The sequence below is a fragment of the Actinomycetospora sp. CA-084318 genome (genome assembly GCF_050955885.1).
Taxonomy (GTDB): Bacteria; Actinomycetota; Actinomycetes; order Mycobacteriales; family Pseudonocardiaceae; genus Actinomycetospora.
Genome location: NZ_CP192098.1, coordinates 3,400,877 through 3,423,638 on the forward strand (window position 1 = coordinate 3,400,877; position 22,762 = coordinate 3,423,638).

Genomic DNA, 22,762 nt, shown 5'->3' on the forward strand with positions numbered 1-22,762 from the left:
TCCTGCGTCCCCTCCGGCGTCCCGACGGCGGCAAGTCTTGCTCATGACGGACGTTTGTGGTGAAGACGCCGTGAACTGTGTTTGGCTACGGCCCCCGACCCGGAGGTCCCGCCGTGCACGATCTCGGACCAGCCACCGCCGCCACGGCCCGCGTCGTCGCGCTGGTGACCGACGAGGACCTCGACCGGCCGACCCCGTGCTCGGCGTGGCCGGTCCGCGACCTCGTCGAGCACCTCGCGGGCCTCGCCTGGCACTTCGCGGGCGTGGCCCGGGCGACCCCGCCGTCGTCACCCCCGCCCGCGTCCGACCTGCCCGACGGGTGGCGCGACCTGCTCGCCGAGGAGCTCGCCGGGCTCGCCGCCGCGTGGCGCACCGAGGAGGCGTGGCAGGGCTCCGACGAGGCCGGCGGTGTGACGATGCCGCGGGCGGCGCTCGGGATCGTGGCGCTCGACGAGGTCGTGCTGCACGGCTGGGACCTCGCGGCCGCGCTGGAGGTGCCGTTCTCCGTCGCCGAGTCCGACGTCGAGGTCTGCCTGCCGTTCGTGGAGCAGGTGGCGGGCATGGACGGCGGGCCGTTCGCGCACCCGCTGCCCGGCGCCGGCGAGTCGGCCGGCCTGGAGCGGCTGCTCCGGCTCTCCGGCCGCGACCCGGCCGCGGGTCCGCCGTCGCTGGAGGGCCGCTGACCTCCGCCGGCCCATGATCACGTCGGCGGGACGGCCGTGGCCGATGTCGATCTCCGGATCCGCCACCGGTGTCCCCTCGACGTGATCATGACCCGTCGCCCGGGGCCCCGGAGTCGGTGCGGTAGTGTTCACGGCGCTGCAGCGGTCGGGCAGCGGTTCGGGACGTGGCGCAGCTTGGTAGCGCACTTGACTGGGGGTCAAGGGGTCGCAGGTTCAAATCCTGTCGTCCCGACAGAACCGCGAGGCCCGCTGACACTGGTGATCACCAGGTCAGCGGGCCTTCCTCGTCCCCGGGCGCGACGCGTTCCGTCCGCGCCTACGGTGCGGGCATGGACCCCGGGATCCACGCGAGCGTGCGCACCCTCCTACGGGCGGCGGTCCTCGTGTGCGCCGTCCTCGTCGGCGGCCTGCTGAGCATCGTCTACGAGGATCCGGCCGACGTCCGGGCGTGGGTCGGAGCGGCGCTCGCCCTCGTGACCGGCGGCCTCGTCGGGCGGGCCCACCTGCTCGTGCGGCGGGTCCGGGAGCCCGGGCGCACCACGTGACGCCGGCCCGTGCCCGGCCGGACGGGCACCTGGGAGGCTGACCGGCCGTGACCACCCGTCGCTGCCCCTGCGGCTCGTCCGAGACGTTCGACGCGTGCTGCGGCCGCTACCTCGGACCCGACGGGTCGGCCCCGCCGACCGCCGAGGCGCTGATGCGCTCGCGGTACACGGCCTTCGTGCGCCACGACGTGGACCACCTGCTCCGCACCTGGCACCCGGACACCCGCCCCGCGACGCTCGAGCTCGACCCCGACACCCGCTGGCGCGGGCTCGAGATCGTCGACCGGGTCGCCGGCGGCCTGTTCGACACCGAGGGCGTCGTCGAGTTCCGCGCCCACCACCGGGACGGCGTGCAGCACGAGCGGAGCCGGTTCGGCCGCGTCGACGGGCGCTGGGTCTACCGCGACGGGCGCTGATCGACGCGGGCGGCCCGAGTGGACCATGATGGCCGTCACAGGTTCAGCGACGAGCCTCGAGGAGCCGACCGTGGACCACCCCGTCGAGAAGCTCTCGGGCATGACCACCCGGGACAAGATCGTCACCGCCGAGGAGGCGGTCGCGCTGGTCCGCGACCGCGACACCCTCGTCATCGACGGCTTCATGGGCCAGTGCTTCGCCGAGGAGCTCACCCTCGCCCTCGAACAGCGCTTCCTGACGACGGGTGCCCCGCGCGACCTCTCGCTCGCCTTCGCCGTGGCGCAGGGCGACGGGAAGGACCGTGGCTTCGCGCGGCTGTGCCACGACGGACTGGTCCGCCGGGCGGTCGGCGGCCACTGGGGCATGGCGGGCCCCCTCGGGAAGCTCGCCACCGAGGAGCGGATCGAGGCCTACAACCTCCCGCAGGGCGTCCTGGCGCAGCTCTTCCGCGACACCGCCGCGGGGAAGCCCGGGCTGCTCACCCGCGTCGGGCTCGGGACGTTCGTGGACCCCCGCCACGGCGGCGGCAAGGTCAACGCCGTCACGCAGGAGGACCTCGTCCGCCTGATGGAGATCGACGGCGAGGAGTACCTGTTCTACCGGGCGTTCGACCGGCTCGACGTCGCCTTCCTGCGCGGCACCACCGCCGACCCCGACGGCAACGTCACCCTCGAACGCGAGGCCCTGTTCCTCGAGGGACTCGCGGTGGCCACCGCGGTGCACAACAAGGGCGGCCTCGTCGTCGTGCAGGTGGAGCGGATCGCCGACTCCGGCTCGCTTGACCCGAAGGACGTCAAGATCCCGGGCGCGCTGGTCGACTGCGTCGTCGTCGCCGCCCCGGAGCACCACACCCAGACCTTCGGCACCGCCTACTCGCCGGCCTACAGCGGCGAGCTGCGCGTGCCGATGTCCACGATCAAGCCGCTCCCGCTCTCCGAGCGCAAGGTCATCGCGCGCCGGGCGGCCCTGGAACTGCGGCCGAACTCCGTGGTCAACCTCGGCATCGGCATGCCCGAGGGGGTGGCGGGCGTCGCCGCCGAGGAGCACGTCCTGCGCTACCTCACCCTCACCGCCGAACCCGGCGTGATCGGCGGCCTGCCGATGGGCGGCCTGGACTTCGGGTCGGCGGTCAACGGCCAGGCCATCCTCGACCAGCCCGCCCAGTTCGACTTCTACGACGGCGGCGGCCTGGACGCCGCGTTCCTCGGCATGGCGCAGGCCGACCGGTGGGGCAACGTCAACGTCAGCCGCTTCGGGCCGAAGCTCGCGGGCTCCGGCGGATTCATCAACATCAGCCAGAACGCCAAGAAGGTCGTCTTCCTCGGGACCTTCCTCGCCCCGAGCCGCACCGAGATCCGCGACGGCCGGGTCGTCCCGACCGACGGGGTGTCGGCGCCCAAGTTCCTCGCCGAGGTCGAGCAGCGCACCTTCTCCGGCGAGGTCGCGGCGGCGAGCGGCAAGCTGGTCCTGTACGTCACCGAGCGCTGCGTCTTCCGGCTGGTGCCCGGCGGCCTCGAGCTGATCGAGGTCGCGCCCGGGCTCGACGTCGAATGCGACGTCCTCGCCCACGTCGGCTTCGAGCCGCTGGTCGCCGACGACCTGCGGGAGATGGATCCGCGGCTCTTCCGCGACGAGCCGATGGGTCTCGCCGACGAACTGCTCTCGGTGCCCCTCGAGGCCCGCTTCGTGCACGACCCGGAGCAGGACATGTTCTTCCTGAACATGGAGGGCCTGTCGCTGCGCACCCTCGCCGACGTCGAGGCGATCGGGGCCGAGGTCGACGCGCGACTCGCCCGGATCGGCCACAAGGTGCACGTCGCGGTCAACTACGACAACTTCTCCCTCGCGCCCGGCCTCGAGGACGCCTACGTCGCCGTCGTCCGCGGGATCGCCGAGCGCTGGTACTCCAGCGTCAGCCGCTACACGACGAGCGCGTTCATGCGGCTGAAGCTGGGCGGCAACCTGGCGCAGCGCGGCCTCGCGCCCTACATCTACGAGAGCCGGCAGGAAGCTCTCGGCAACCTCGGGGAGCACTCGTGAACCTGGCAGGCAACCTGGTCGAGACCGCGGAGCGGTCCCCGGACGCGGTCGCGCTGCGCGCGGGCGGCACGCACACCGACTACGCGACCTTCCTGACGGCGGCCCGGGCCGTCGCGGGAGCGCTGCGCGAGCTCGGCGTCACGCCGGGGGACCGGGTCGGGCTGGTGTCGGCGAACGTCCCGGCGTTCCCGATCGGCTTCTACGGCGCCCTGATCGCGGGCGCCGGCGTGGTGCCGATGAACCCGATGCTCACCCAGCGGGAGGTCAGCTACTACCTCGAGGACTCCGGCGCGAGCGTCGTCGTCGCGCTCGACGAGGTCGCCGGCCCGGCCCGGGGGGCCGCCGAGGCCGCCGGCATCCCGGTCCTCGAGCTGCCCGCGGCCGGGCCCGCCGACGGGTCGCTGGCCGGCGAGCCGATCACCGACCCGGTGGAGCGGGCCGACGACGACCTCGCGGTCATCCTCTACACCTCGGGGACCACGGGGCAGCCCAAGGGCGCGATGCTGACCCACCACAACCTGGACTCGAACTGCCGCACCACCGTCGAGGCGCTCATCCGCACCACGCCCGACGACGTGATCATGGGCTGCCTGCCGCTGTTCCACGTCTTCGGGCTGACCTGCGGACTCAACGCCGCCGTCGCGTCCGGGGCGTCGCTGGCGCTGATCCCGCGCTTCGACCCGAAGGCGGTCCTCGGGATCATCGAGTCCGAGCGCGTCACCGTCTTCGAGGGCGTGCCGACGATGTACGGCGCCCTGCTCGACACCGACGCCGAGGCGGACACGAGCAGCCTGCGGACGTGCATCTCCGGTGGCGCGGCGCTGCCGGTCGAGGTGCTGCACTCGTTCGAGAAGAAGTTCGGCTGCACGATCCTCGAGGGCTACGGCCTGTCCGAGACCTCCCCGGTCGCCTCGTTCAACCAGCCCGACCACGAGCGCAAGCCCGGGTCGATCGGCCTGCCCGTGCCGGGGATGGAGCTGCGGATCGTCGACAACGACGGCGCCGACGTCCCGGTCGGCGAGGTCGGCGAGATCGCCATCCGCGGCGAGGGCGTCATGGCCGGCTACTTCGGCCGGGAGGAGGCCACCGCCGAGTCGATCCCCGACGGCTGGTTCCGCTCCGGCGACCTCGCGAAGTTCGACGAGGACGGCTACCTCTACATCGTCGACCGCAAGAAGCAGCTCATCATCCGCGGTGGGTACAACGTCTACCCGCGCGAGATCGAGGAGGTGCTCTACCAGTACCCGTCGGTCGCCGAGGTCGCCGTCGTCGGGCTGAAGCACTCCCGGCTCGGCGAGGAGGTCGGGGCGGCCATCTCGGTGCGCGGTGGCGCGGAGGTCGACGTCGAGGAGGTCAAGGCCTTCGCCAAGGAGCAGCTCGCGGCCTACAAGTACCCGCGACACATCTGGATCGTCGACGACCTCCCGAAGGGACCGACGGGCAAGATCCTGCACCGGGAGGTCGAACCGCCGTCCGACCTCGCGGTCGAATGACCACCGAGCCCGACGACGTCCCGATCGGGGCGCCGCTCGACCTCGTCCTGACCGACGCCGCCCGCCACCCGTGGCGGCGGTTCGGTCCGTCGGCCTCCACCGCGAAAGCGCTGCTCGGGGTGGCCCGTGACCCGGTGCCCGTGGCGCGCCGGGTCGGCGGGCTGGTCCGCGAGCTCGGCGCGGTGGTCGCCGGCTCGTCGGACGTCGCGCCCGCGCCCCGAGACCGTCGCTTCGCCGACGAGGCGTGGCGGACCAACCCGCTGCTGCGCCGGGTGATGCAGGGCTACCTGGCCGCGGCGGACGCGGCCCTCGACGTCGTCGACCACGTCGACCTCGAGCCGCACGACGCGCTGCGGGTGCACGCGGGGGTGTCGAACTGGGTCGACGCCCTCGCCCCGAGCAACAACCCGCTGCTCAATCCCACGGCGCTCAAGGCCGTGGTCGACACGGCGGGCGCCAACCTCGTCCGCGGCGCCCGCCACCTCGCCCGCGACCTGGCCACGCCGCCCCGGGTGCCGCGGATGGTGGAGCCGGACGCCTTCGTCGTCGGGAAGACGGTGGCCGCGACGCCCGGCCACGTCGTCGCGCGGACCGAGCAGTTCGAGCTGCTGCAGTACACCCCGACGACGCCGACGGTCCGCCGGGACCCGCTGCTCGTGGTGCCGCCGGTGATCAACAAGTTCTACGTGGTCGACATGGCGCCGGGGCGCAGCCTCGTCGAGTACCTGGTCGGCGAGGGACACCAGGTCTTCGTCATGTCCTGGCGCAACCCCGACGCGCGGCATTCGGCCTGGGACCTCGACGTCTACGGCGGCGCGGTGATCGCGGCACTCGACGCGACCCGGGCGGTCACCGGAGCCCCGCGGACCCTCACGCTGTCGCTCTGCTCGGGCGGCACGATCAGCTCGATGGTGCTGGCCCACCTCGCCGCCACCGGGCGGCTCGACGTGATCGGCGGGGCCGCGCTGTCGGTCTCGGTGCTCGACCAGAGCGCGACGGGCCTGACCGGGGAACTGCTCACGCCGAACGCCGCCGAGGCCGCCGTGCGTGCCTCGGCCGCCCGCGGCTACCTCGACGGCCGCACGCTGGCCGAGGTGTTCGCGTGGCTGCGGCCGAACGACCTGGTCTGGAACTACTGGGTCGAGAGCTACCTGCTCGGCCGGTCGCCGAAGCCGTTCGACGTGCTGTTCTGGAACTCCGACACCACCCGGATGACGGCGGGCCTGCACCGGGACTTCATCGAGCTCTCGGGGGGCAACACCCTCGTCCGGCCGGGCGGGGCGACGATGCTGGGCACGCCGGTGGATCTCGGGGCGATCACGGTGGACAGCTACGTCACCGCCGGGACCACCGACCACATCTGTCCCTGGCAGGGCTGCTACGCCACCACGCGGCTCTACGGCGGGACGAGCCGGTTCGTGCTGTCCTCCGCCGGGCACGTCGCCTCGATCGTCAACCCGCCGAGCAACCCGAAGGCCACCCGGCTGGTCGCCGACGACACCCCGGACTCGCCCGACGAGTGGTTCGCGAAGGCCGAGAAGGTCCAGGGCTCGTGGTGGCCGGACTTCAGCGCGTGGCTGCACGAGCGGTCGGGCGACCTGGTGCCGGCCCCGGACGCCGCGGGCTCGACTGACCACCCCGCGCTGGGCCCGGCGCCCGGCACGTACGTGCACGCGCCGTGACCCGACGCGCGGGGGAGACGGCCACCGTCCGGGCGGGGCTGCGGTCGGTGCACGCGGAGCACCGGCCCGGAGCGCCCGGGCGGGTGCCGCTGCTGCTGTGCGCCGGGATCGGGACCAGCTCGGCGCTGTTCGGGCCGCTGTCGGCGGAGCTCGACCCGGACCGCCCGCTGCTGCTGTTCGACGCGCCCGGGATCGGCCGCTCCGCCCCGGCACCCGTGCCCTACCGGCTGCCGTCGCTCGCGCGCACGGTCCGCGCGGCGGCGCGGCGCTTCGGCTACGACCGGGTCGACGTCCTCGGGGTGTCCTGGGGCGGGGGCCTGGCCCAGCAGTACGCGTTCCAGTACCCGCAGCACTGCCGCCGGGTGGTGCTGGTCGCGACGGGGACGGGCTCGCTCATGGTCCCGGCGGCCCCCCGCACGCTGGGCCGGATGCTCACGCCGCGCCGGCACAACGACCCCGACTACGCCCGCCGGATCGCGGGCGAGCTCTACGGCGGGACGGCGCGCTCCGACGGCGCGACCGTGGCGGAGCTGCTGCACGCGGGGGAGAGCGGCCCGCCGGTGGTGCCCTACCTCTTCCAGCTCGCCGCCCTCGCGGGGTGGACGAGCCTGCCGTTCCTGCCCTTCATCCGGCAGCCGACCCTCGTCCTGATCGGCGACGACGACCCGCTGATCCCCGGCATCAACGGCACGATCATGACGAAGCTGCTCGGCGACGGGCACCTGCACCGCTACCGCGGGGGCCACCTCGCGATCGTGAGCGAGCCGGAACTCCTCGCGCCGGTGATCGACGACTTCCTTCGGTAGACACTCGCGGCCGGCCCGCGCCGCACGATCGGGAGGCGCTCGTACACGATGACGTCCCCGCGGTCCAGAGCGATCTCACGGCTGCCTCCGGGCCGACACGCGGCGCATGCTGCTCCCCGACACCGAGGGGGAGACATGGAACCGTTCCGCCACGAGGGCGAACCACTCACCGGGCTCGGGGAGCGGCGTCCGCCGCTGCTCGGGCGGCCGATCGAGGCCCCGGCGCGGGAGGTGACCGCGTGAGGCTCCCGGAGCGGGTGGCGACGCTGGTGGAGTGGATCATCGCCGACTCGGTGGACGGCCTGCAGCACGGCAACGCGCCGTTCGCACCTCACCTCATGCTGCTCGACGACCGGCCGGCACCGGAGGACCGGACCCTGCAGCACACCCGGTTCGGTCCCGACCTCGTCGAGGGCCTGGAGCAGGCCCGTGCGTCGGTCGGGCCGACGACGCCCGCGACCGCGTACGCCATCGTGTGGGACGGCTACGCGACCGTCGGCGGCGAACGCAGCGACGCGGTGCTCGTCGAGGTCGGCACGGCCGACGACCGGGACGCCTGGCTGCTCGCCCAGCCCTACGGCACGGTCAGGCGACGGTTCCGTGGTTCGCGGGTGGAGCGCCGCGGGGACCTGCTGGAGGTCGGCCGGGCCGGGTCGCGGCTGGCCGACATCGTGCCGGCGTGGCCCGAGCGGCTCGCGGTCGCCGGTCTCGTCCACGAGCTCGCGTGGCGGGCGACCCCGACGCCCGGGTACCACAAGGCGGAGTACCTGCCGCCCGGGCAGGACGTCGACGCGTTCTCCGACATGGTGCTGCTCGAGATCGACACCCGCTCACCCGGCCCGGAAGCCACGGTCGCCGCACTGCTCGACGTGTTCGAGCAGGGACCGGCCGACGTCGTCCACCACGAGGTCGGCGAGGACGGGACCGGTGGCATCGTGGTCGAGTTCGTCCTCCGGGCCGGCGTGATCCGGGAGTGGAACGCGCACCGGTACATCGACCACCCGCTCGGGGTCCTGCTGCTCGGCGTCGTCCGACGCTCGGGCGACGACGTGGCTCCCGCCGACCGGGCGTCCGTGCTCGACGACCTGCGCGCCATGGCAGTGCCACCGTTGCGGTGAGGGTGGACCCGACGACGACCGGACCGGCTGCAGCTACCTGCGGGCGGACACGGTCGAGTCGGTGATCCAGACGTGGAGGGCCTCGGCGGCGGGCACCGGGAGGTCCACGCCCGCCCTGACGGGCTTGGATGCAGTGCACGCAGCTGCATGTCCGGCCGGCAGCCTGGACCCTCTCCCCGGGCGAGGCTCGAACGCTTGACCCTCGCGCAGCGGGAGCAACCACGCTCGCTCACATGGACAACGACACCAGCACCGCAGCACCGCTCCCCGCCACGATCCGCGGTTTCCTGGACGCGCAGGAGTCCCGCGACGAGGAGAAGGCGCTCCCGCTCCTGACGGAGGACGCCGTCATCGTCGACGTCGCCGACGGCGGCGAGGTCTTCCGCGGCGATGACGGTCTGCGACGATTCATCGTCGAGGCGGGGACGCAGTTCACCTACACCACCCGGCTCACCGGGGTGGAGCGCGACGGGGACGTCTGGGTGGTCGGCCACCACCTCGAGGGCGACTTCCCCGGGGGGACGGCAGACCTGGACTACCGGTTCACGCTCGACGGCGACCGCATCGCCCGACTCGACGTCGTGCTCCCGTGACCGGCGGGTGAGATCGCCCGTGGACCGGCCCGCCCCGTCGTCAGGACAGGGCGGGCGTCCGCGACTCCAGCGCACTGGTGAGCAGCGCGACCAGGGTCGCGTGCTGGGCGTCGGCGGTGGCGATCTCGCCCTCGGAGCCGTCGAGCGCGACCGCGGCGAGCCCGGCTTTGTCGTCGATCAGCTCCGCGATGCGGGCGTCGATGGTCTGCGCGGCGAGGATGCGCCACGCGGTGACCGGCATCGACTGGCCGATGCGGTGGCACCGGTCGATCGCCTGCGTCTGCTCGGCCGCGGTCCAGGGCAGCTCCGCGAGCACGATGTTCGACGCGACCTGCAGGTTGATGCCCACGCCGGCCGCCGTCAGCGAGCAGACGATGACCTGGACCTCCGGGTCCTCGACGAAGGCGTCGATGTTCTTCTGGCGGGCGGTGCGGGACTGGTCGCCCCGGATCGCCGACCAGCGCACGCCCTGCTTGTCGAACGTCGCCTGCGCCTCGTCCATGACGTCGACGTGCTTGGCGAAGAACACGACCTTGCCGGCGCTGCGGGCGAGCTGGGCGGCGTAGTCGGCCCCGAGCGCCGCCTTGGCCTGTCCGATGCGACGCATCATCGTGAAGACGTTGTCGCCGTTCGGGGAGTTCTCGGCGTCCTTCTGCTCCCAGGAGGCCACGAGGCGCACGAGGTCGTGGTCGATGCCCTCGACCGCCCGCTCGCCGCCGGACCGGGCCGCGAGGGCCTCGTCGTACCGGGACATCATCCGGGCCGCGAGGTCGCGCTCGGCGGCGCGGATCGAGCGGCCGGTGGGCCCGTCGAGCTCGACGGGGAGGTCGGCGATCCGGCGCTCCGGGATGTCGGCGGCGACGTCGACCTTGCGGCGCCGGACGATCCCCATGTCGACGACGGCCTGGCGGGCCTCCGGGTAGAACTCCCGGTCGGCAGGCGTGAGGCCGGTGTCGGTGAGGGAGTCCATGAGGTCGGCGAGGGGCTTCTTCTCGTCGATCCAGCCGAGGAACTCCCAGATGGCGAGGAAGTCCTCGATGTCGTTGATCAGCGGGGTGCCGGTCAGCGCCATGAGCAGCGGCCGCCCGGCGAACGAGCGGACCTTCTCGGACAGCGACAGCACGTGCTGGGAGCGCTGCGAGCCCTTGTTCTTGATGAAGTGGGCCTCGTCGACGACCATCCCGCGGAACCCGAAGTCGCCGAGCCAGCCGACGTGGCGGTCGAGGACGTCGTAGTTCACGACGACGATGTCGGCGAACCCGTCGACCGAGTCCCCGTTGCCGTGCACGGCGGTGACCCCGCGGCGCGGGCACCAGAGCCCGGCCTCGCGCACCCAGTTGGTCTTGACGACGTTCGGGACGACGACGAGCAGCGGGTACGCCTCGGCGGCCTCGGCCGCGAGCAGCGCCTGCGCGGTCTTGCCCAGGCCGGGCTCGTCGGCGAGCAGGAAGGTGCGGTGGCCCTCGGCGACGGCCTCGACGACCTCGGCCTGGTGCGGCATGAGCAGCTGCCCGCCGCGGGTCTGCAGCGATCCGGGCTCGGGGAGGTCCATGCAGGCCGGGGCACCGGCGCTCGCGCGCTCGAAGGAGCGCAGCAGCGGCTCGAGGAGCTCCCAGCTGGCCAGCCGCGACGGGCGGGGCGCGCTCGGGCGGGCGATCGAGTAGTCGGGTTCCATGAACGGGTTCGCGAGCTGACGCGAGATCACCGACCGCGGGACGACCCCGGAGCGCACCGGCACGACCGGCTCCTCCTCGGGCTCCGGCTCGGGCTCCTCGGCGACCTCGATGCCGGCCTTGCGCAGCATGTCGCGCTCGAGGGCGCGGGCCTCGTCGGAGACGACGGCGTCCTCGGAGAGCAGCACCATGAGCCGCGAGTCGCGGACCGCGCTCATCGCGAGCGAGGTGGCGACGTCGTCGAGCCGCTTGAGCTGCTCGGCCCGCTTGGTCTCGCCGAGGGACTCGTCGGCGCGGACGCGGGCGCGCTCGTCGCGCAGCATCAGCGCGACGGCCTGGAACTTGGTGCGGATCGACTCGGTCACCCGGCCGTTGCCGAGCGCGGTCTTGACCTCGCGGACGGCGCGCTGGAGCACCGACATCACGTCGTCGCCGCCCCGGCGGCCACCGCGCCGTCGGTCGTTGGCGGCGCCACGGCGAGCCCTCGTGGGCTGGCCTCCTCGAGCCACGTACTCCTCCTCCGTGCACGACGCCGTCGTGCTGGCCTGTCGCGAGACAGCGAGGGCCCGAGGGTGCCGACCCGATGGGGGCGACCTCGACCCGTCGCCCGGGAGCCCCGCCGCAGAACAGGACCGCTCTGCGAAGAACCGGTGCGTCACCCGGACCGTGCGACACCACGTGTGGTCCCGCCACCCGCGACTATACGCGGACCGGACTCCGGACGACACGGGACACGCGCGAGGTCAGGCGACGGCCTTCGACTGCTCGACGGCGAGCCGGTCGACCAGGTCGTTCATCTCGTCGCCGGAGTGGCCCTTCACCCAGCGGAAGGAGACGTCGCCGCGGTCGTTGACCAGCGTGATCAGCGGCTCCCAGAGGTCGCGGCTGACGACCGGCTTCTTCGCGCTCGTCGTCCACCCCCGCGCGATCCAGCCCTTCCACCAGCCGTCGCGGAAGCAGTTCACGACGTAGGTCGAGTCGCTGACCACCACCAGCGGCCCCTCGAGCGAACGCACCGCCTCGAGGGCGGCGCGGATCTCCATCCGCTGGTTGGTGGTGCCGGCCTCGCCGCCGCTGTCCTGCCGGCCGTCCTTCGTCGCCCACGCCCAGCCGCCGGGACCGGGGTTGCCCGAGCACGCGCCGTCGGTCCAGACCTCCAGCGCGCCCTCGGGGGCGGGCATGTCCGCCCGTGCGGGCCGCGTCGCCTTCTTCGTTGCCTTTACCGACGACGCCGCGGGCCGGTCCGCACCGTCGGCGCACGCCACGTGCGCCCACCGCTGGCCGGCCTTCGCGATCTGCTCGCCGGGGGAGACGGGGTCGGCGCACACCCCGCAGGTGGTCGCGTACTTGGCGGTCATCGGCACGCGGCCAGGGTAGGTCGAGGCCGGACCGCGTCCGCCACCCGCTGCGTGCGGGAGCCGGCCGGCCCGCGTGAGGGGAGGATCCGAGCGCTCTTGTGGCACCAGGGTTCCCCTCACGCGGGACGGGGGAGAGGGTCAGCGCTTCCCGGCGCTCCAGGCGTACGGCATCTCCGCGCCGTTGAGCACGTGGTCGCCGACCGTGCGGAGCTTGTGGATCAGCGGGTTGTGCACCGAGACGGTGCGCGCGTTGCGCCAGTGCCGGTCCAGGCGCAGTGCCTCCGAGGTGATCGACGCGCCGCCGACCTCGAAGAGCTGGGTCGTCGCGTCGAGCACCGTCGGGATGACGGTGGCCTGGGCGCGGGCGACGTCGAACTCGACGCGGTCGAGCAGGTCGGCGTCCTCGCTGCGGCCGGAGAGGATCACGTCGAGCTGGTCGGCGATGTCGAGCACGATCGTCCGTGACGCGTACGCGGCCGAGGACAGGCGGCCGATGACCTGCTGGACCAACGGGTCGTCCTTGGGCAGGTCGGCGGCGGCGTGGGTGAAGGTGCGGGTGCGCTCGCGGACCCAGGCGGAGACGTCGTCGGTCGCGCGCTGGGCGATGCCGGCGAGCACGGCGAGCTGCACGAGCTGCAGGTACGCCGTGCCGTAGGTGCGGCCCGGCGTCCCGTAGCCCGGCCCGAGCACCCGGTCGCCGGGCACGAACACGTCGCTGAACTCGGTGGTGCCGCTCGCGGTGAGGCGTTGGCCGAAGCCGTCCCAGTCGTCGTGCTGGGTGATGCCCTCGGCGTCGGCGTCCACGAGGACCGCCACGCGCTCACCGTCCTGGTCGGCCGCGACGATGATGTGGTCGGCGTAGAGGCTGCCGGTGCTGTAGTACTTCGTGCCGTTCAGCCGCAGGCCGTTCCCGTCGGGGGTCAGCCGCGTCTGGTACCGGTCGATCGCGCCGACGCCCGGCTCGGAGATCGCGTTGCCCACGAGCGTGCCGTCGGCGGCCGCCCGCAACCAGCGCTCCCGCTCGGCGCCCGGCTCGGCCAGCAGCTGCTCCTCGACGAACCACCAGTGCACGCGCAGCGCCTGGGGCAGGTTCGACTCCGCCGCCCCCAGCGCGATGAGCTGCCGGAACAGCTGACGCACGCTCGCGCCGTAGCCGCCGAACTCCACCGGCACCCGCAGCGCCCCGAAGCGCACCTCCTTCAGGGCCCGGACCTCGTCGAAGGCCAGCGCGCGGTCGTGCTCGCGCTGCAGGGCGCCCTCGGCGATGCGCGCGAGGACGGGGGCGAAGAGCTCGTCGAGCTCCGCGTCGGGAGTGGTACGGGTGGGCACGGTCGCGGTCATGGGTTCCTCTCGACAGGGGGCACGGCGACTCGACCGGGCCGGGGCGCGGCGGCACGCGCGGCCGCCGGGCGGACCGGACCCGGGAGGTGAGGGGGTGTGGCGACGGGACGTCAGGCGCGACACAGCGCGGAGGCGACCCGCGCGAGGTCGATGTGACCCCGCGTGGTCAGCAGCACCGCCGCGATCATGGAGCGACCATAACCCGCCGCCGGGCCGCCTCCAAGGCGGTGTGAGGGGAGGATCCCGGCGCTCCAGCAGCATGAGGGTTCCCCTCACGCAGACTGGGGGCAGGATGCCCGGCATGGCGATCCCGTCGGCCGTGTCCGTCTCCGACGAGGTCCGCGCGGCCGTCGCCGCCCGGCGGCCCGTGGTGGCGCTGGAGACGACGATCATCACCCACGGGCTGCCGCGCCCCCGGAACGTGAGCGCGGCCCGCGACGCGGAGGCCCTGCTGCGGGAGGCCGGGGTGGTCCCGGCGACGGTGGGCGTGGTCGACGGGCGCCCGACGGTCGGGCTGTCGGCCGGCGAGATCGACCGGCTCGGCGCCGCCGACGACGTGCACAAGATCGGCACTCGCGACCTGCCGGTGGCGATGGCCCAGGGCTGGTCGGGCGGGACCACGGTCTCGGCGACGGCCGTCCTCGCCCACCGCGCGGGGGTCGGCGTCTTCGCCACCGGCGGTCTCGGCGGGGTGCACCGCGGCGCGGCGACGACCTTCGACGAGTCGGCGGACCTGGTGGCCCTCGCGGGCGTGCCGATCCTCGTGGTCTCGGCAGGGGTGAAGTCGATCCTCGACGTCGGTGCCACCCTGGAGCGGCTGGAGACCCTGCAGGTCACGGTGCTGGGGTACCGCACGACGACGTTCCCCGGCTTCTACGTCCGCGACTCCGGCTTTCCGATCGCCGACCGGGTCGGGACGCCGGGTGAGGTCGCGGCGGTCGTCCGGGCGCGGGACGCGCTCGGGCTGCGCTCGGCGGTGCTGCTCGCCAACCCGGTGTCCGAGGCGGACGAGCTCGACGACGACCTGCACCGCGCCGTGCTCGACGGCGCGCTCGCCGACGCCGAGGCGGCAGGCGTGCGCGGCAAGGACACCACCCCGCACCTGCTCGACCACCTGCACCGCGCGAGCGAGGGCCGCAGCCTGGAGGTCAACCTCGCGCTGTACCGCGCCAACGTGGCGCTCGGGGGTGCGGTGGCCCGCGAGCTCTCAGCCCTCGACGACGGCCGCGAGGTTCGCCAGTGACGACGCCATGGCCTCCTGGTGGTCGTCCTGCCCGATGCCGGACGGGACGTCGGTGGCGGTCACGACCACCTCGGTGCCGGACCCGGCCGGGCGCAGCAACCACGTCATCGTCATGACCCCGGCGAACGCGGGGTCCTCGGCGATGAACTCGGTCCGCCACTCCACCCGCTCCCCGGTGACCTCGCCGAACCCGACCTCCACGACGTCGGTGGCCCCGGTCGACTTCCCCGGGGCACCGGTGGCGTCGAGGTAGGTCAGCTCCATCCGGAACCCGCCGCCCGGCCGCAGGTCCCACCGCTCGATTCGTCCCCGCATGCCCTCCGGCGGCAGCCACGCGACGAGGGCGTCCGGGTCGACGAGCGCGGCGTGGACGCGCCCCGGGTCGGCGCTGATCACACGCGCGGCGCGGTCGGTGCGGGCCATGCGCCCGATCCTTCCCGACGACGCCCGACGTTCGCGTTGCCGCATCACGTAAGCGCCTGCACCATCACCGGTGAAGTTGGGCTACGCAACGGAGTGGGGGCGGGCATGGCGACGCAGCACCGCGGACGGACCGCCGCGATCTGGTTCTTCGGAGCCCTGGGCGGCATCCTCTGGGGCTTCGACACCGGGGTGATCTCCGGCGCCCTGCTCTACATCCCCGACGACATCCCGCTCACCCCGCTGCTGCAGGGCCTGGTGGTGTCCGGCCTGCTCGTCGGCGCGATGCTCGGCGCGGGTCTGTCCGGGCGGCTCGCCGACAGCCTCGGCCGCCGGCGGCTGATCTTCGCGGGCGGCGTCGTGTTCGTGATCGGCACGCTCGGCGCGGCGCTGGGCCTGAACGCCGCGATGCTGATCGGGTTCCGGTTCGTCATGGGGATCGGCGTCGGGATCATCTCGGTGGTCGTCCCGATGTACCTCTCCGAGCTCGCGCCGAAGGAGATCCGCGGGCGCCTGACGTCGCTGATGCAGCTGCTCGTGACCGTCGGCATCTTTCTCGCCTACGTCACCGACTACGCGTTCTCCGACAGCCACGGCTGGCGCTGGATGATCGGCATCGGGGTGATCCCGGCGGTGCTGCTCGCCGTCGGCATCTACACGCAGCCGGAGAGCCCCCGCTGGCTGGTGGCGCACAAGCCCGGGGGCGAGGCCGACGCCCGGGTGGTCCTGACCAGGCTGCGGGGGAGCGAGGCGGCGGCCGACGCGGAGCTGGCCGAGATCCACGCGTCGGTCGGCGACGAGGCCGCGGGCTCCGGCGAGGAGCTCGGACCGCGGGCGCTGCTCGGGCCGCGGCTGCGCCCGGTCTTCGTCGTCGGGATGCTGCTCGTGTTCTTCCAGAACTTCGTCGGGATCAACACGATCATCTACTACGCGCCGACGCTGCTGACGAACGTCGGGTTCGCGGCCGGCGGCGCCATCCTCGCCAACGTCGCGATCGGCGCCGTGAACATGCTGATGACGCTGCCGGGCATGTACCTGATCGACCGGGCCGGACGTCGCCCGCTGCTGCTGTTCGGGGCGCTGGGCATGTGCGCGGCGATGATCCTGCTGACCGTCACGAACCTCGTCGGGCTGGCGCAGGGACCGCTGCTGCTCACGCTCACCCTGGTCGGCATCGTCGTCTACATCGCGTCGTTCTCGATCTCCTGGGGCCCGGTGCAGTGGGTGGCGCTGCCCGAGCTCTTCCCGCTGCGCGTCCGCGCGGCGGGAGTGAGCATCTGTGTGACGTTCAACTGGCTGTTCAACATGGCTGTGGCGCTGGCGTTCCCGTCGCTGCTCGAGGCGTTCGGGGCCGGGTGGAACTTCCTGTTCTTCGCCGTGATGACGTTCCTGGCGTTCGTGTTCGTCCAGCGTCTGCTGCCCGAGACGAAGGGCCGCAGCCTCGAGGAGATCGAGCGGTCGCTGACCGGCGAGGCGGTGCCCGCCGGCCGGTGAGCGCCCTCAGAACGTCAACGACGTCTCGTGCGGCCCCTGGTCGAACCGGCGGCGGCTGAAGCGCGCGACGAGGAACAGCACCGTGCCCACCGCGAGGTAGACCGTCGCCAGCAGCCAGATCTCCGACGACTGCTGGAACAGCAGCGCCACGCTCGCGATCACGGCGAGCACCGGCACGATCCGCGGGATCGTGAAGTGGGCGTGGTCGACCCGGTCCTTCTTCAGCACGAGACACGAGATGTTCGTCGAGATGAACACGAAGACCAGCAGCAGCACGGTCATGTCGGCCAGGGTCCCGATACCGCCGACGAAGCTCATGCCGATCGTCGCCGCGCCGACCACGAGGATCGCCACCCACGGCGTGCGCAGCGTCGGCGCGACGTTGCCGAAGATCGACGGCAGCAGACCCGCCTCGGCCAGCCCGTAGGTCGCGCGGCTCGCCATGACCATGAACAGCAGGGCGCCGTTGGCGATCGCCACCAGGGCGATCAGCGAGAACAGCCAGCCCGGGATCGCGAGCCCGGAGGCGGTGATCACCTCGAGCAGCGGGCCCGTCGACTCCGCCATCCGCAGCGGGTCGACCACGATCGCCGAGCCCAGCGCGATGAGCAGGTAGATCACGCCGGCCGTGCCGATCGCGCCGAACAGCGCCCGCGGGTAGGCCCGGCTCGGGTCCTTGACCTCCTCGGCCATGTTCGCCGCCGCCTCGAAGCCGAGGAAGGAGAAGAACGCCGTCACCGACGCGGCGAACGCGCCGTAGAGCAGCGGCTGGTCGGGGGAGGGGGTGAGGATGCGGGCCACGTCGCCGCCGCCGCTGCCGAACACGATCGCCGCCACGACGATCACGAGCACGAGGCCGCTGACCTCGATCACGCTCGCCACCACGTTCGCCGAGAGCGACTCCTTCACCCCGCGCAGGTTGATCGCGATGAGCAGCAGCAGGAAGACGACGGTCACCGGGGCGGCGGGCACGTCGATCAGCTCGGAGAGGTAGTCCCCGGAGAACGCGCTGGCGAGCAGGGCCGAGGTCGTGATGCCCGAGGAGAGCATGAAGAAGCCGACCACGAAGGTCACGAACGGGACCTTGAAGGCCCGCTCCGCGTAGCGCGCCGCGCCGCCCGCGTGCGGGTACTTCGTGATCATCTCGGCGTACGTGCCCGCGGTCAGCAGGGCGAGGACGAGCGCGAGGACCAGCGGCAGCCACAGCATGCCGCCGACGTCCTGGGCCATCGTCCCGACGAGCGTGTAGATGCCCGCGCCGAGGGTGTCGCCGACGATGAAGAAGAAGAGCAGGACGGTGCCGACCGTGCGCTTCAGCTTGGTCGCGTGCGGCGCGGTCGCCGGCTCTGCGGGGGCGTCAGCCATCCGGGCATCGTCACACGATGTGCCCCGTATGTCTGTTTCATCGACGTGACCGGCGGTCCGTTCGTCCCAACGACGGGGCCCGTGCACCACCCGACCGGGTGCTGCTCACGCGAACGGCCTAACGGCTACCGCACCAGCCTGCGACATTCGGCGTATGACGACCTCGTTGCCGGCTCCGTCGCGTCCGTTCGGCTTCCGGCGCCGTGACCGGGCCCGTTTCGTCGCCTCCTACGTGCGGGACAAGACCCTCGGGATGGTCACCGACGTCCGCTCGCACCGGCTGCGACTCGCCGCCTACGAGTGGTCGTACTCGATGGCGCGGGCCGCCGGGCGTCGGCCCGCCCCGATGCGGGGGTTGGGCATCGACGAGGTCGACTCCCGCTTCGGTCGCTTCGCCGTGCGCCCCGGCACCATCGACGCGGCGTGCGCGTCGCCCGCCTTCGAGCGCCCCGACGTCGACCGGCTGCTCGCCGAGCTCGACCGCTACCGCGCCGCCGGCCGCGCGGTCACCTTCCTCGACATCGGTGCCGACCTCGGGACCTACACCGTCACCGTCGCGCGGCACGACCCCGCGGTCACGGTCGTCGCCTTCGAGCCCGCCTACGACTCGCACGACCTGCTGGCCCACAACGTCGAGCTCAACGGCGTCGCCGACCGCGTGCACCGGGTGCGCGCCGCCTGCGGAGACGGGTCGGTGGACCGGCTCGTGCTCACCTTCGACGCCGAGGAGCCGGGCAGCAGCGGGGTCCGCGCCGACCTCGTCGGAGGCGCGCGCCGCGAGCAGGTCGCGGTGACGACCGTCGACGCCGCCCTGGCCGAGCGACCCGCGGTCCGCACCGACGACGTCGTCGTGCTGAAGCTCGACGTCGAGGGCTACGAGGTCCCCGCCCTCGACGGCGCCCTCGCGACGACGACGGGTGCGGCGGAGGCGCTGCTGCTGGTGGAGGACTTCGTCGACCACGCCGTCGTCGGGTACCTCCAGGCCACCGGCTGGACCTTCGTCGACAAGCTGACCCCCTACAACAGCTTCTGGCGCCGCACCCGCTGAGCCGGGGTCCGGCTCAGTGCAACCGGACCTCGTGCCGGGCACCCAGGTCGACCTCGAGCAGGGCCCGACCGGCGTCGTCCGCGGTCACCGTGTCGACGCCGGTGCCGAGTGCGGTGTAGGTCCGCCCGGGGACGAGCCGGTCGACGGCGAGGGTCGTTCGGACCGGGCCGTCGCCGGGCCGCAGGACGAGGTCGAGGGCGTGGCCGTCGGTGACGGCGCGGGCGACGAGCACGTCGGGGTAGGCGACCTCGGCCAGCCGCGGGCCGGTGCGCCAGGCCTCGGGGACGGCGCCGTGGGCGAGGAGGTCGCGCAGGCCGCTGCGGCGCCCGAAGCGCCCGAGCACGCCGTAGAAGTTGACCAGCGGTGAGGAGTCGGCGTAGCGGCGGGCGCCGTGGCGCTCCTCGACCGGCTCGCGGTCGGCGAGCCGTGCCGCGGCGGCGGCCGCGGTCTCCTCGTCACCGACCTCGCGGGCGGCCATCGTGATCCCGATCAGCCCGAGCGTGTCGCGGCCGAGCGTGTAGTTGCCGGGGTCGAGGCGCGAGACCACGCCGAGGGGGAGGGCGGGCAGCCCGTCGGTGGTGTCGAGCTCGCGTTCGCGCAGCAGCCACCAGGCGCGCTGCGCGAGGTCGGGGAACCCGGCGTGCAGCCAGAACGTGGTGTTGAGCTGCACCGCGGCGCCCGCCCAGAAGTTCCAGGACAGGCCGAGGTGGCGGGCCCGGACCCCGACGATGCGCCCGTCCGGGCGCAGGAACTCGTGCTCGTAGGAGTGGTGCAGCCGGTCGCGCACGTCGTCGAACAAGGTCGTGCCGTGCACCGCGTCGTGCGCGAGCAGCGTGTTGATGCCGAACGTGTTGCAGACGGTGTAGATCCAGTTCGGCTCGCACGGGATCAGCGCGTAGTCCGAGGCGAGCATGCTGCGGTGGATCTGCCCGGCGAGGGCGTGGAAGTCGTGGGCGTAGGCCTCGTCGTCGGACCAGCGGTAGGTCAGGCCGCCGGGCGCGGAGTAGCGGTCGTCGTTGAGCACCGAGTACGCGCCGACCATCGTGCCGTGCCAGCCCGAGAGCATGATGTTCTCGTCGGTGTCGAGCGGGTCGCGGTTCGTCGAGAGGTTGCCCCAGAGGTTCTCGGTGCGCCAGTAGCCCCACACCCGCCGCAGCAGGACCTTCTCGATCGCGTTGCGCTGCGCCTCGGCCACGTACCCGGAGAACGCCGGGGTCCGCGTGAACTGCGACATCGCGACGCCGTTGCACAGCGCCGTGAGCTGGTAGCGCAGGGCGGCCTCGCGGTACTGGTCGAGGATCGTGAAGCCGCGGAACTCCGCCACGGGCTGCAGGGCCATGTCCAGCGCGTAGCGCAGGTGCGCGAGGTCGTCGGCGGAGCTCTCGGCGACGGGGAGGTCGCTCGGAAGCGCCGGCGGCCCGGTGATGACGACGTCGGCGCGGGCCAGCTCGGCGTTGAGCCGCTCCCGGGTGCGTCGCTGGGCGGCGTGCCGCAGCCGGTGCACGACGACCGCCGCCACGAGCAGCACCACCACGGCGGCCGGAACGACGACGCGGGCCGCGGGCACGACCTCGGCGGGGTCGACGGCGAGCGCCGACAGGCCGGCCGTCACGACCCAGACGACCGGCGGGAGGACGACCGGACCGGCGAACCACCAGGTGATCAGCGCCAGCAGGAACACGAGCAGCGTCACTGCGGCGAGCACGGGGGAGCCGCCGTAGAGGAATCCGCCCCCGGGCAGGACGAGCCCGAGCCCGGCCGCCGTCAGTGCGGGACCGGCGCCCAGCCACCCGGGGAGCGACCCGAGCACCCAGAACACCGCGTAGACGGCGACCGCGCGCCGCATCCGGCGCGCGGTCACCGGCCCGAGGGCGGCTACGTCGGGCAGCTGGAGGGAGACCCGGCGGTCGCCGGGCCGTCCGGTCGACGCGGTTCCGGTCACCGGTCCCGACATCTCGGCGGCGCTCATGTCGTCTCAGGCCTTCCTGACGGTGGTCGTGGTCGGTGCCTCGCGACGGGCGGGCGGGGCGAACGCGGCCTGCTCCGGGGCACGGCCCGGGAGCAGGCGGAACCACTGCCTGCGGACGAAGGCGATGAGCAGCCCCGCCGCCACGCAGCACGCCATGGCGCGCCTCCCGCTGAATCTGATACGTCGCTGTGTCAGATGACATCTGACCAACTGGAACGCAGGCGTGTCAACATGGGGACGTGACGGACACCCGGCTCTACCGCGGCCTCAGCGCCGACGAGCGCCGCCGCCGACGCGACCGGCAGCTGCGCGAGGCGTGCCTCGACGTCGTCGTCGAGCGGGGGGCGGCGGCGGTGACCGTCGAACAGGTCTGCGCCCGGGCCGGCCTGACGAAGCGGTACTTCTACGAGAGCTTCGCCGACCGCGACGCCCTGCTCGTCGCCGTGCTCGAGGAGTTCTTCCGCTCCGTCAACCGCCGGATCGTCGCCGCGCTGCTCGTCGCCGGGCCGACGCGGCTCGACCGCTCCCGGGCGGCGATCGGGGAACTCACCGCCCTGCTCGCGGACGACCTGCGCCTCGCCCGGCTCTACGTCGAGGCCGCCGGCGACCGCACCCTGCGCCCGCACCGGGACCGCACGTTCGAGCGCTACGCCGAGTTCTGGCTCGCGAACGTGTTCCGGGGGGACCGGGCGGATCCGCTGGCCCGGCTCGCGGCCCGGCACGTCATCGCGGGGACCACCGACGTCCTCTGCGCGTGGCTGGGCGGCGAGCTCCCGCTCGAGCGGCACGCGGTGATCGACGCGCTCGCGGAGCTCGGGGCGCGCGACGTCCCGGGAGCGTCCGGGACGTCGTCGTGACCGGGTCGCCCGTGCTCGACCGGCTGCTGCTGGTCGCGCTGCTCGTCGCGGCCGCCGTGAGCTCCCACCAGCTGCTCCGCGGTCGCAGCGTCGACCGCTACGTGACCGGACGGAGCGCCGAGACCGGTCACCTCGTGATGAACCTGGTCATGGCGCTGATGCTCACGGCGTGGTGGACCGGCATCGTTCGCGTGGGCGCTCTCGCCGTGCTCGGGGCCCTCGCTCTGAGCTTCGCGGTCCTGCTCGTCCGTGGGCCCGCAGCGGCACGACCCGCCCACCTGTTCCACCTCGTCGCGGCCGCGGCGATGCTCTACGCCGAGTTCGCCGGGCACCCGGCCGGCACGGACATGGTGGGGATGGACATGTCCGGGCACGCGGGTCCCGGCGCGGTGGCCTGGCTGCTCGCGGTGCTGTTCGCCCTCGACGCCGTCGCGACGAGCCTGATCGTGCTGCTCGCGCCGCACCTCGCCCTGGCCCCCACGCCGGTGCCGGTCCCGGCCGGGCCCAGGACGGCGCCGCCGCGCGCCGACGTCCGGACCCTGCGGATCGGCACCGTCCCGCACGTCGTCATGGACGTCGGCATGGTCGCGATGCTGCTCGCCACGGGGTAGCGGCGC

Annotated in this window: 22 protein-coding genes and 1 tRNA gene; 15 read left to right on the plus strand and 8 right to left on the minus strand. The window is 73.3% G+C overall.

Going from position 1 to position 22,762, the window contains the following annotated elements; genetic code table 11:
- Positions 1-113: 113 nt before the first annotated feature.
- The 10 genes from ACQPYX_RS16595 to ACQPYX_RS16640 all read left to right on the plus strand — a co-directional run bounded on the left by ACQPYX_RS16595 (position 114) and on the right by ACQPYX_RS16640 (position 9,377).
- Complete coding sequence (locus tag ACQPYX_RS16595; RefSeq protein ID WP_433798425.1) at positions 114-683, plus strand: TIGR03086 family metal-binding protein; 570 nt, start codon at positions 114-116, stop codon at positions 681-683.
- 158 nt (positions 684-841) lie between these two features.
- A tRNA-Pro gene (locus ACQPYX_RS16600) sits at positions 842-915 on the plus strand.
- A gap of 97 nt (positions 916-1,012) precedes the next feature.
- Positions 1,013-1,228, plus strand: a complete 216-nt coding sequence (locus ACQPYX_RS16605; protein WP_433798426.1) for a hypothetical protein — start codon at positions 1,013-1,015, stop codon at positions 1,226-1,228.
- Positions 1,229-1,275: 47 nt separating this feature from the next.
- Complete coding sequence (locus tag ACQPYX_RS16610) at positions 1,276-1,644, plus strand: YchJ family protein (protein ID WP_433798427.1); 369 nt, start codon at positions 1,276-1,278, stop codon at positions 1,642-1,644.
- 70 nt (positions 1,645-1,714) lie between these two features.
- Entirely contained in the window at positions 1,715-3,685 is a 1,971-nt protein-coding gene (locus ACQPYX_RS16615; RefSeq protein ID WP_433798428.1) for an acyl CoA:acetate/3-ketoacid CoA transferase, read from the plus strand.
- Positions 3,682-5,178 (plus strand): long-chain-fatty-acid--CoA ligase, encoded by a 1,497-nt coding sequence (locus tag ACQPYX_RS16620; RefSeq protein WP_433798429.1) that lies wholly within the window; start codon positions 3,682-3,684, stop codon positions 5,176-5,178. Before ACQPYX_RS16615 ends, ACQPYX_RS16620 begins: the two co-directional genes overlap by 4 nt.
- Complete coding sequence (locus tag ACQPYX_RS16625; protein ID WP_433798430.1) at positions 5,175-6,860, plus strand: PHA/PHB synthase family protein; 1,686 nt, start codon at positions 5,175-5,177, stop codon at positions 6,858-6,860. The genes ACQPYX_RS16620 and ACQPYX_RS16625 overlap by 4 nt, the downstream gene beginning before the upstream one ends.
- Positions 6,857-7,666: an alpha/beta fold hydrolase gene (locus ACQPYX_RS16630; RefSeq protein WP_433798431.1), complete on the plus strand. Its 810-nt coding sequence runs from the start codon at positions 6,857-6,859 to the stop codon at positions 7,664-7,666. Before ACQPYX_RS16625 ends, ACQPYX_RS16630 begins: the two co-directional genes overlap by 4 nt.
- A 239-nt stretch (positions 7,667-7,905) precedes the next feature.
- A complete protein-coding gene (locus ACQPYX_RS16635) occupies positions 7,906-8,784 on the plus strand; it encodes a hypothetical protein (RefSeq protein ID WP_433798432.1) in 879 nt (292 codons plus the stop codon).
- A gap of 233 nt (positions 8,785-9,017) precedes the next feature.
- Positions 9,018-9,377, plus strand: a complete 360-nt coding sequence (locus tag ACQPYX_RS16640) for a nuclear transport factor 2 family protein (protein WP_433798433.1) — start codon at positions 9,018-9,020, stop codon at positions 9,375-9,377.
- A gap of 40 nt (positions 9,378-9,417) precedes the next feature.
- Here the strand turns inward: ACQPYX_RS16640 and ACQPYX_RS16645 are convergent, their stop codons facing one another.
- The 4 genes from ACQPYX_RS16645 to ACQPYX_RS16660 all read right to left on the minus strand — a co-directional run bounded on the left by ACQPYX_RS16645 (position 9,418) and on the right by ACQPYX_RS16660 (position 13,937).
- Positions 9,418-11,559: a DEAD/DEAH box helicase gene (locus ACQPYX_RS16645; protein ID WP_433798434.1), complete on the minus strand. Its 2,142-nt coding sequence runs from the start codon at positions 11,557-11,559 to the stop codon at positions 9,418-9,420.
- 234 nt (positions 11,560-11,793) lie between these two features.
- Positions 11,794-12,408 (minus strand): ribonuclease H family protein, encoded by a 615-nt coding sequence (locus ACQPYX_RS16650; protein ID WP_433803740.1) that lies wholly within the window; start codon positions 12,406-12,408, stop codon positions 11,794-11,796.
- A gap of 138 nt (positions 12,409-12,546) precedes the next feature.
- Positions 12,547-13,749: an acyl-CoA dehydrogenase family protein gene (locus ACQPYX_RS16655; RefSeq protein ID WP_433798435.1), complete on the minus strand. Its 1,203-nt coding sequence runs from the start codon at positions 13,747-13,749 to the stop codon at positions 12,547-12,549.
- Positions 13,750-13,859: 110 nt separating this feature from the next.
- Positions 13,860-13,937, minus strand: a complete 78-nt coding sequence (locus ACQPYX_RS16660; protein ID WP_433803741.1) for a putative leader peptide — start codon at positions 13,935-13,937, stop codon at positions 13,860-13,862.
- Between the two features lie 119 nt (positions 13,938-14,056).
- Here ACQPYX_RS16660 and ACQPYX_RS16665 point away from each other — a divergent pair, with 119 nt between their 5' ends.
- A complete protein-coding gene (locus ACQPYX_RS16665) occupies positions 14,057-14,992 on the plus strand; it encodes a pseudouridine-5'-phosphate glycosidase (protein WP_433803742.1) in 936 nt (311 codons plus the stop codon).
- On the opposite strand, the gene ACQPYX_RS16670 is transcribed toward ACQPYX_RS16665, so the two are convergent.
- A complete protein-coding gene (locus tag ACQPYX_RS16670) occupies positions 14,957-15,415 on the minus strand; it encodes an SRPBCC domain-containing protein (protein WP_433798436.1) in 459 nt (152 codons plus the stop codon). The two genes, ACQPYX_RS16665 and ACQPYX_RS16670, sit on opposite strands and share 36 nt — an antisense overlap.
- 105 nt (positions 15,416-15,520) lie before the next feature.
- Here ACQPYX_RS16670 and ACQPYX_RS16675 point away from each other — a divergent pair, with 105 nt between their 5' ends.
- Positions 15,521-16,906: a sugar porter family MFS transporter gene (locus ACQPYX_RS16675; protein ID WP_433798437.1), complete on the plus strand. Its 1,386-nt coding sequence runs from the start codon at positions 15,521-15,523 to the stop codon at positions 16,904-16,906.
- A 6-nt stretch (positions 16,907-16,912) separates the two neighbouring features.
- On the opposite strand, the gene ACQPYX_RS16680 is transcribed toward ACQPYX_RS16675, so the two are convergent.
- Positions 16,913-18,271 (minus strand): APC family permease, encoded by a 1,359-nt coding sequence (locus tag ACQPYX_RS16680; protein ID WP_433798438.1) that lies wholly within the window; start codon positions 18,269-18,271, stop codon positions 16,913-16,915.
- Positions 18,272-18,425: 154 nt separating this feature from the next.
- On the opposite strand from ACQPYX_RS16680, the gene ACQPYX_RS16685 reads away from it, so the two are divergent.
- Complete coding sequence (locus tag ACQPYX_RS16685; RefSeq protein ID WP_433798439.1) at positions 18,426-19,319, plus strand: FkbM family methyltransferase; 894 nt, start codon at positions 18,426-18,428, stop codon at positions 19,317-19,319.
- Positions 19,320-19,332: 13 nt separating this feature from the next.
- Here the strand turns inward: ACQPYX_RS16685 and ACQPYX_RS16690 are convergent, their stop codons facing one another.
- Both ACQPYX_RS16690 and ACQPYX_RS16695 read right to left on the minus strand, forming a co-directional pair.
- Positions 19,333-21,288, minus strand: coding sequence for a hypothetical protein (locus ACQPYX_RS16690; RefSeq protein WP_433798440.1), 1,956 nt, complete (start codon positions 21,286-21,288; stop codon positions 19,333-19,335).
- A 6-nt stretch (positions 21,289-21,294) separates the two neighbouring features.
- Entirely contained in the window at positions 21,295-21,444 is a 150-nt protein-coding gene (locus ACQPYX_RS16695; protein ID WP_433798441.1) for a hypothetical protein, read from the minus strand.
- 83 nt (positions 21,445-21,527) lie between these two features.
- Here ACQPYX_RS16695 and ACQPYX_RS16700 point away from each other — a divergent pair, with 83 nt between their 5' ends.
- Entirely contained in the window at positions 21,528-22,145 is a 618-nt protein-coding gene (locus ACQPYX_RS16700) for a TetR/AcrR family transcriptional regulator (protein ID WP_433798442.1), read from the plus strand.
- Positions 22,142-22,756, plus strand: a complete 615-nt coding sequence (locus ACQPYX_RS16705) for a DUF5134 domain-containing protein (RefSeq protein WP_433798443.1) — start codon at positions 22,142-22,144, stop codon at positions 22,754-22,756. Before ACQPYX_RS16700 ends, ACQPYX_RS16705 begins: the two co-directional genes overlap by 4 nt.
- Positions 22,757-22,762: the final 6 nt, after the last annotated feature.

What these genes read in the sequence shown, in the direction of transcription:
- ACQPYX_RS16605 (WP_433798426.1), top strand. Translation starts at nt 1,013, where the DNA reads ATGGACCCCGGGATCCACGCGAGCGTGCGCACCCTCCTACGGGCGGCG.
- ACQPYX_RS16625 (WP_433798430.1), top strand. Translation starts at nt 5,175, where the DNA reads ATGACCACCGAGCCCGACGACGTCCCGATCGGGGCGCCGCTCGACCTC.
- ACQPYX_RS16640 (WP_433798433.1), top strand. Translation starts at nt 9,018, where the DNA reads ATGGACAACGACACCAGCACCGCAGCACCGCTCCCCGCCACGATCCGC.
- ACQPYX_RS16650 (WP_433803740.1), bottom strand. Translation starts at nt 12,408, where the DNA reads ATGACCGCCAAGTACGCGACCACCTGCGGGGTGTGCGCCGACCCCGTC.
- ACQPYX_RS16655 (WP_433798435.1), bottom strand. Translation starts at nt 13,749, where the DNA reads ATGACCGCGACCGTGCCCACCCGTACCACTCCCGACGCGGAGCTCGAC.
- ACQPYX_RS16660 (WP_433803741.1), bottom strand. Translation starts at nt 13,937, where the DNA reads ATGATCGCGGCGGTGCTGCTGACCACGCGGGGTCACATCGACCTCGCG.
- ACQPYX_RS16670 (WP_433798436.1), bottom strand. Translation starts at nt 15,415, where the DNA reads ATGGCCCGCACCGACCGCGCCGCGCGTGTGATCAGCGCCGACCCGGGG.
- ACQPYX_RS16675 (WP_433798437.1), top strand. Translation starts at nt 15,521, where the DNA reads ATGGCGACGCAGCACCGCGGACGGACCGCCGCGATCTGGTTCTTCGGA.
- ACQPYX_RS16680 (WP_433798438.1), bottom strand. Translation starts at nt 18,271, where the DNA reads ATGGCTGACGCCCCCGCAGAGCCGGCGACCGCGCCGCACGCGACCAAG.
- ACQPYX_RS16685 (WP_433798439.1), top strand. Translation starts at nt 18,426, where the DNA reads ATGACGACCTCGTTGCCGGCTCCGTCGCGTCCGTTCGGCTTCCGGCGC.
- ACQPYX_RS16690 (WP_433798440.1), bottom strand. Translation starts at nt 21,288, where the DNA reads ATGAGCGCCGCCGAGATGTCGGGACCGGTGACCGGAACCGCGTCGACC.
- ACQPYX_RS16695 (WP_433798441.1), bottom strand. Translation starts at nt 21,444, where the DNA reads ATGGCGTGCTGCGTGGCGGCGGGGCTGCTCATCGCCTTCGTCCGCAGG.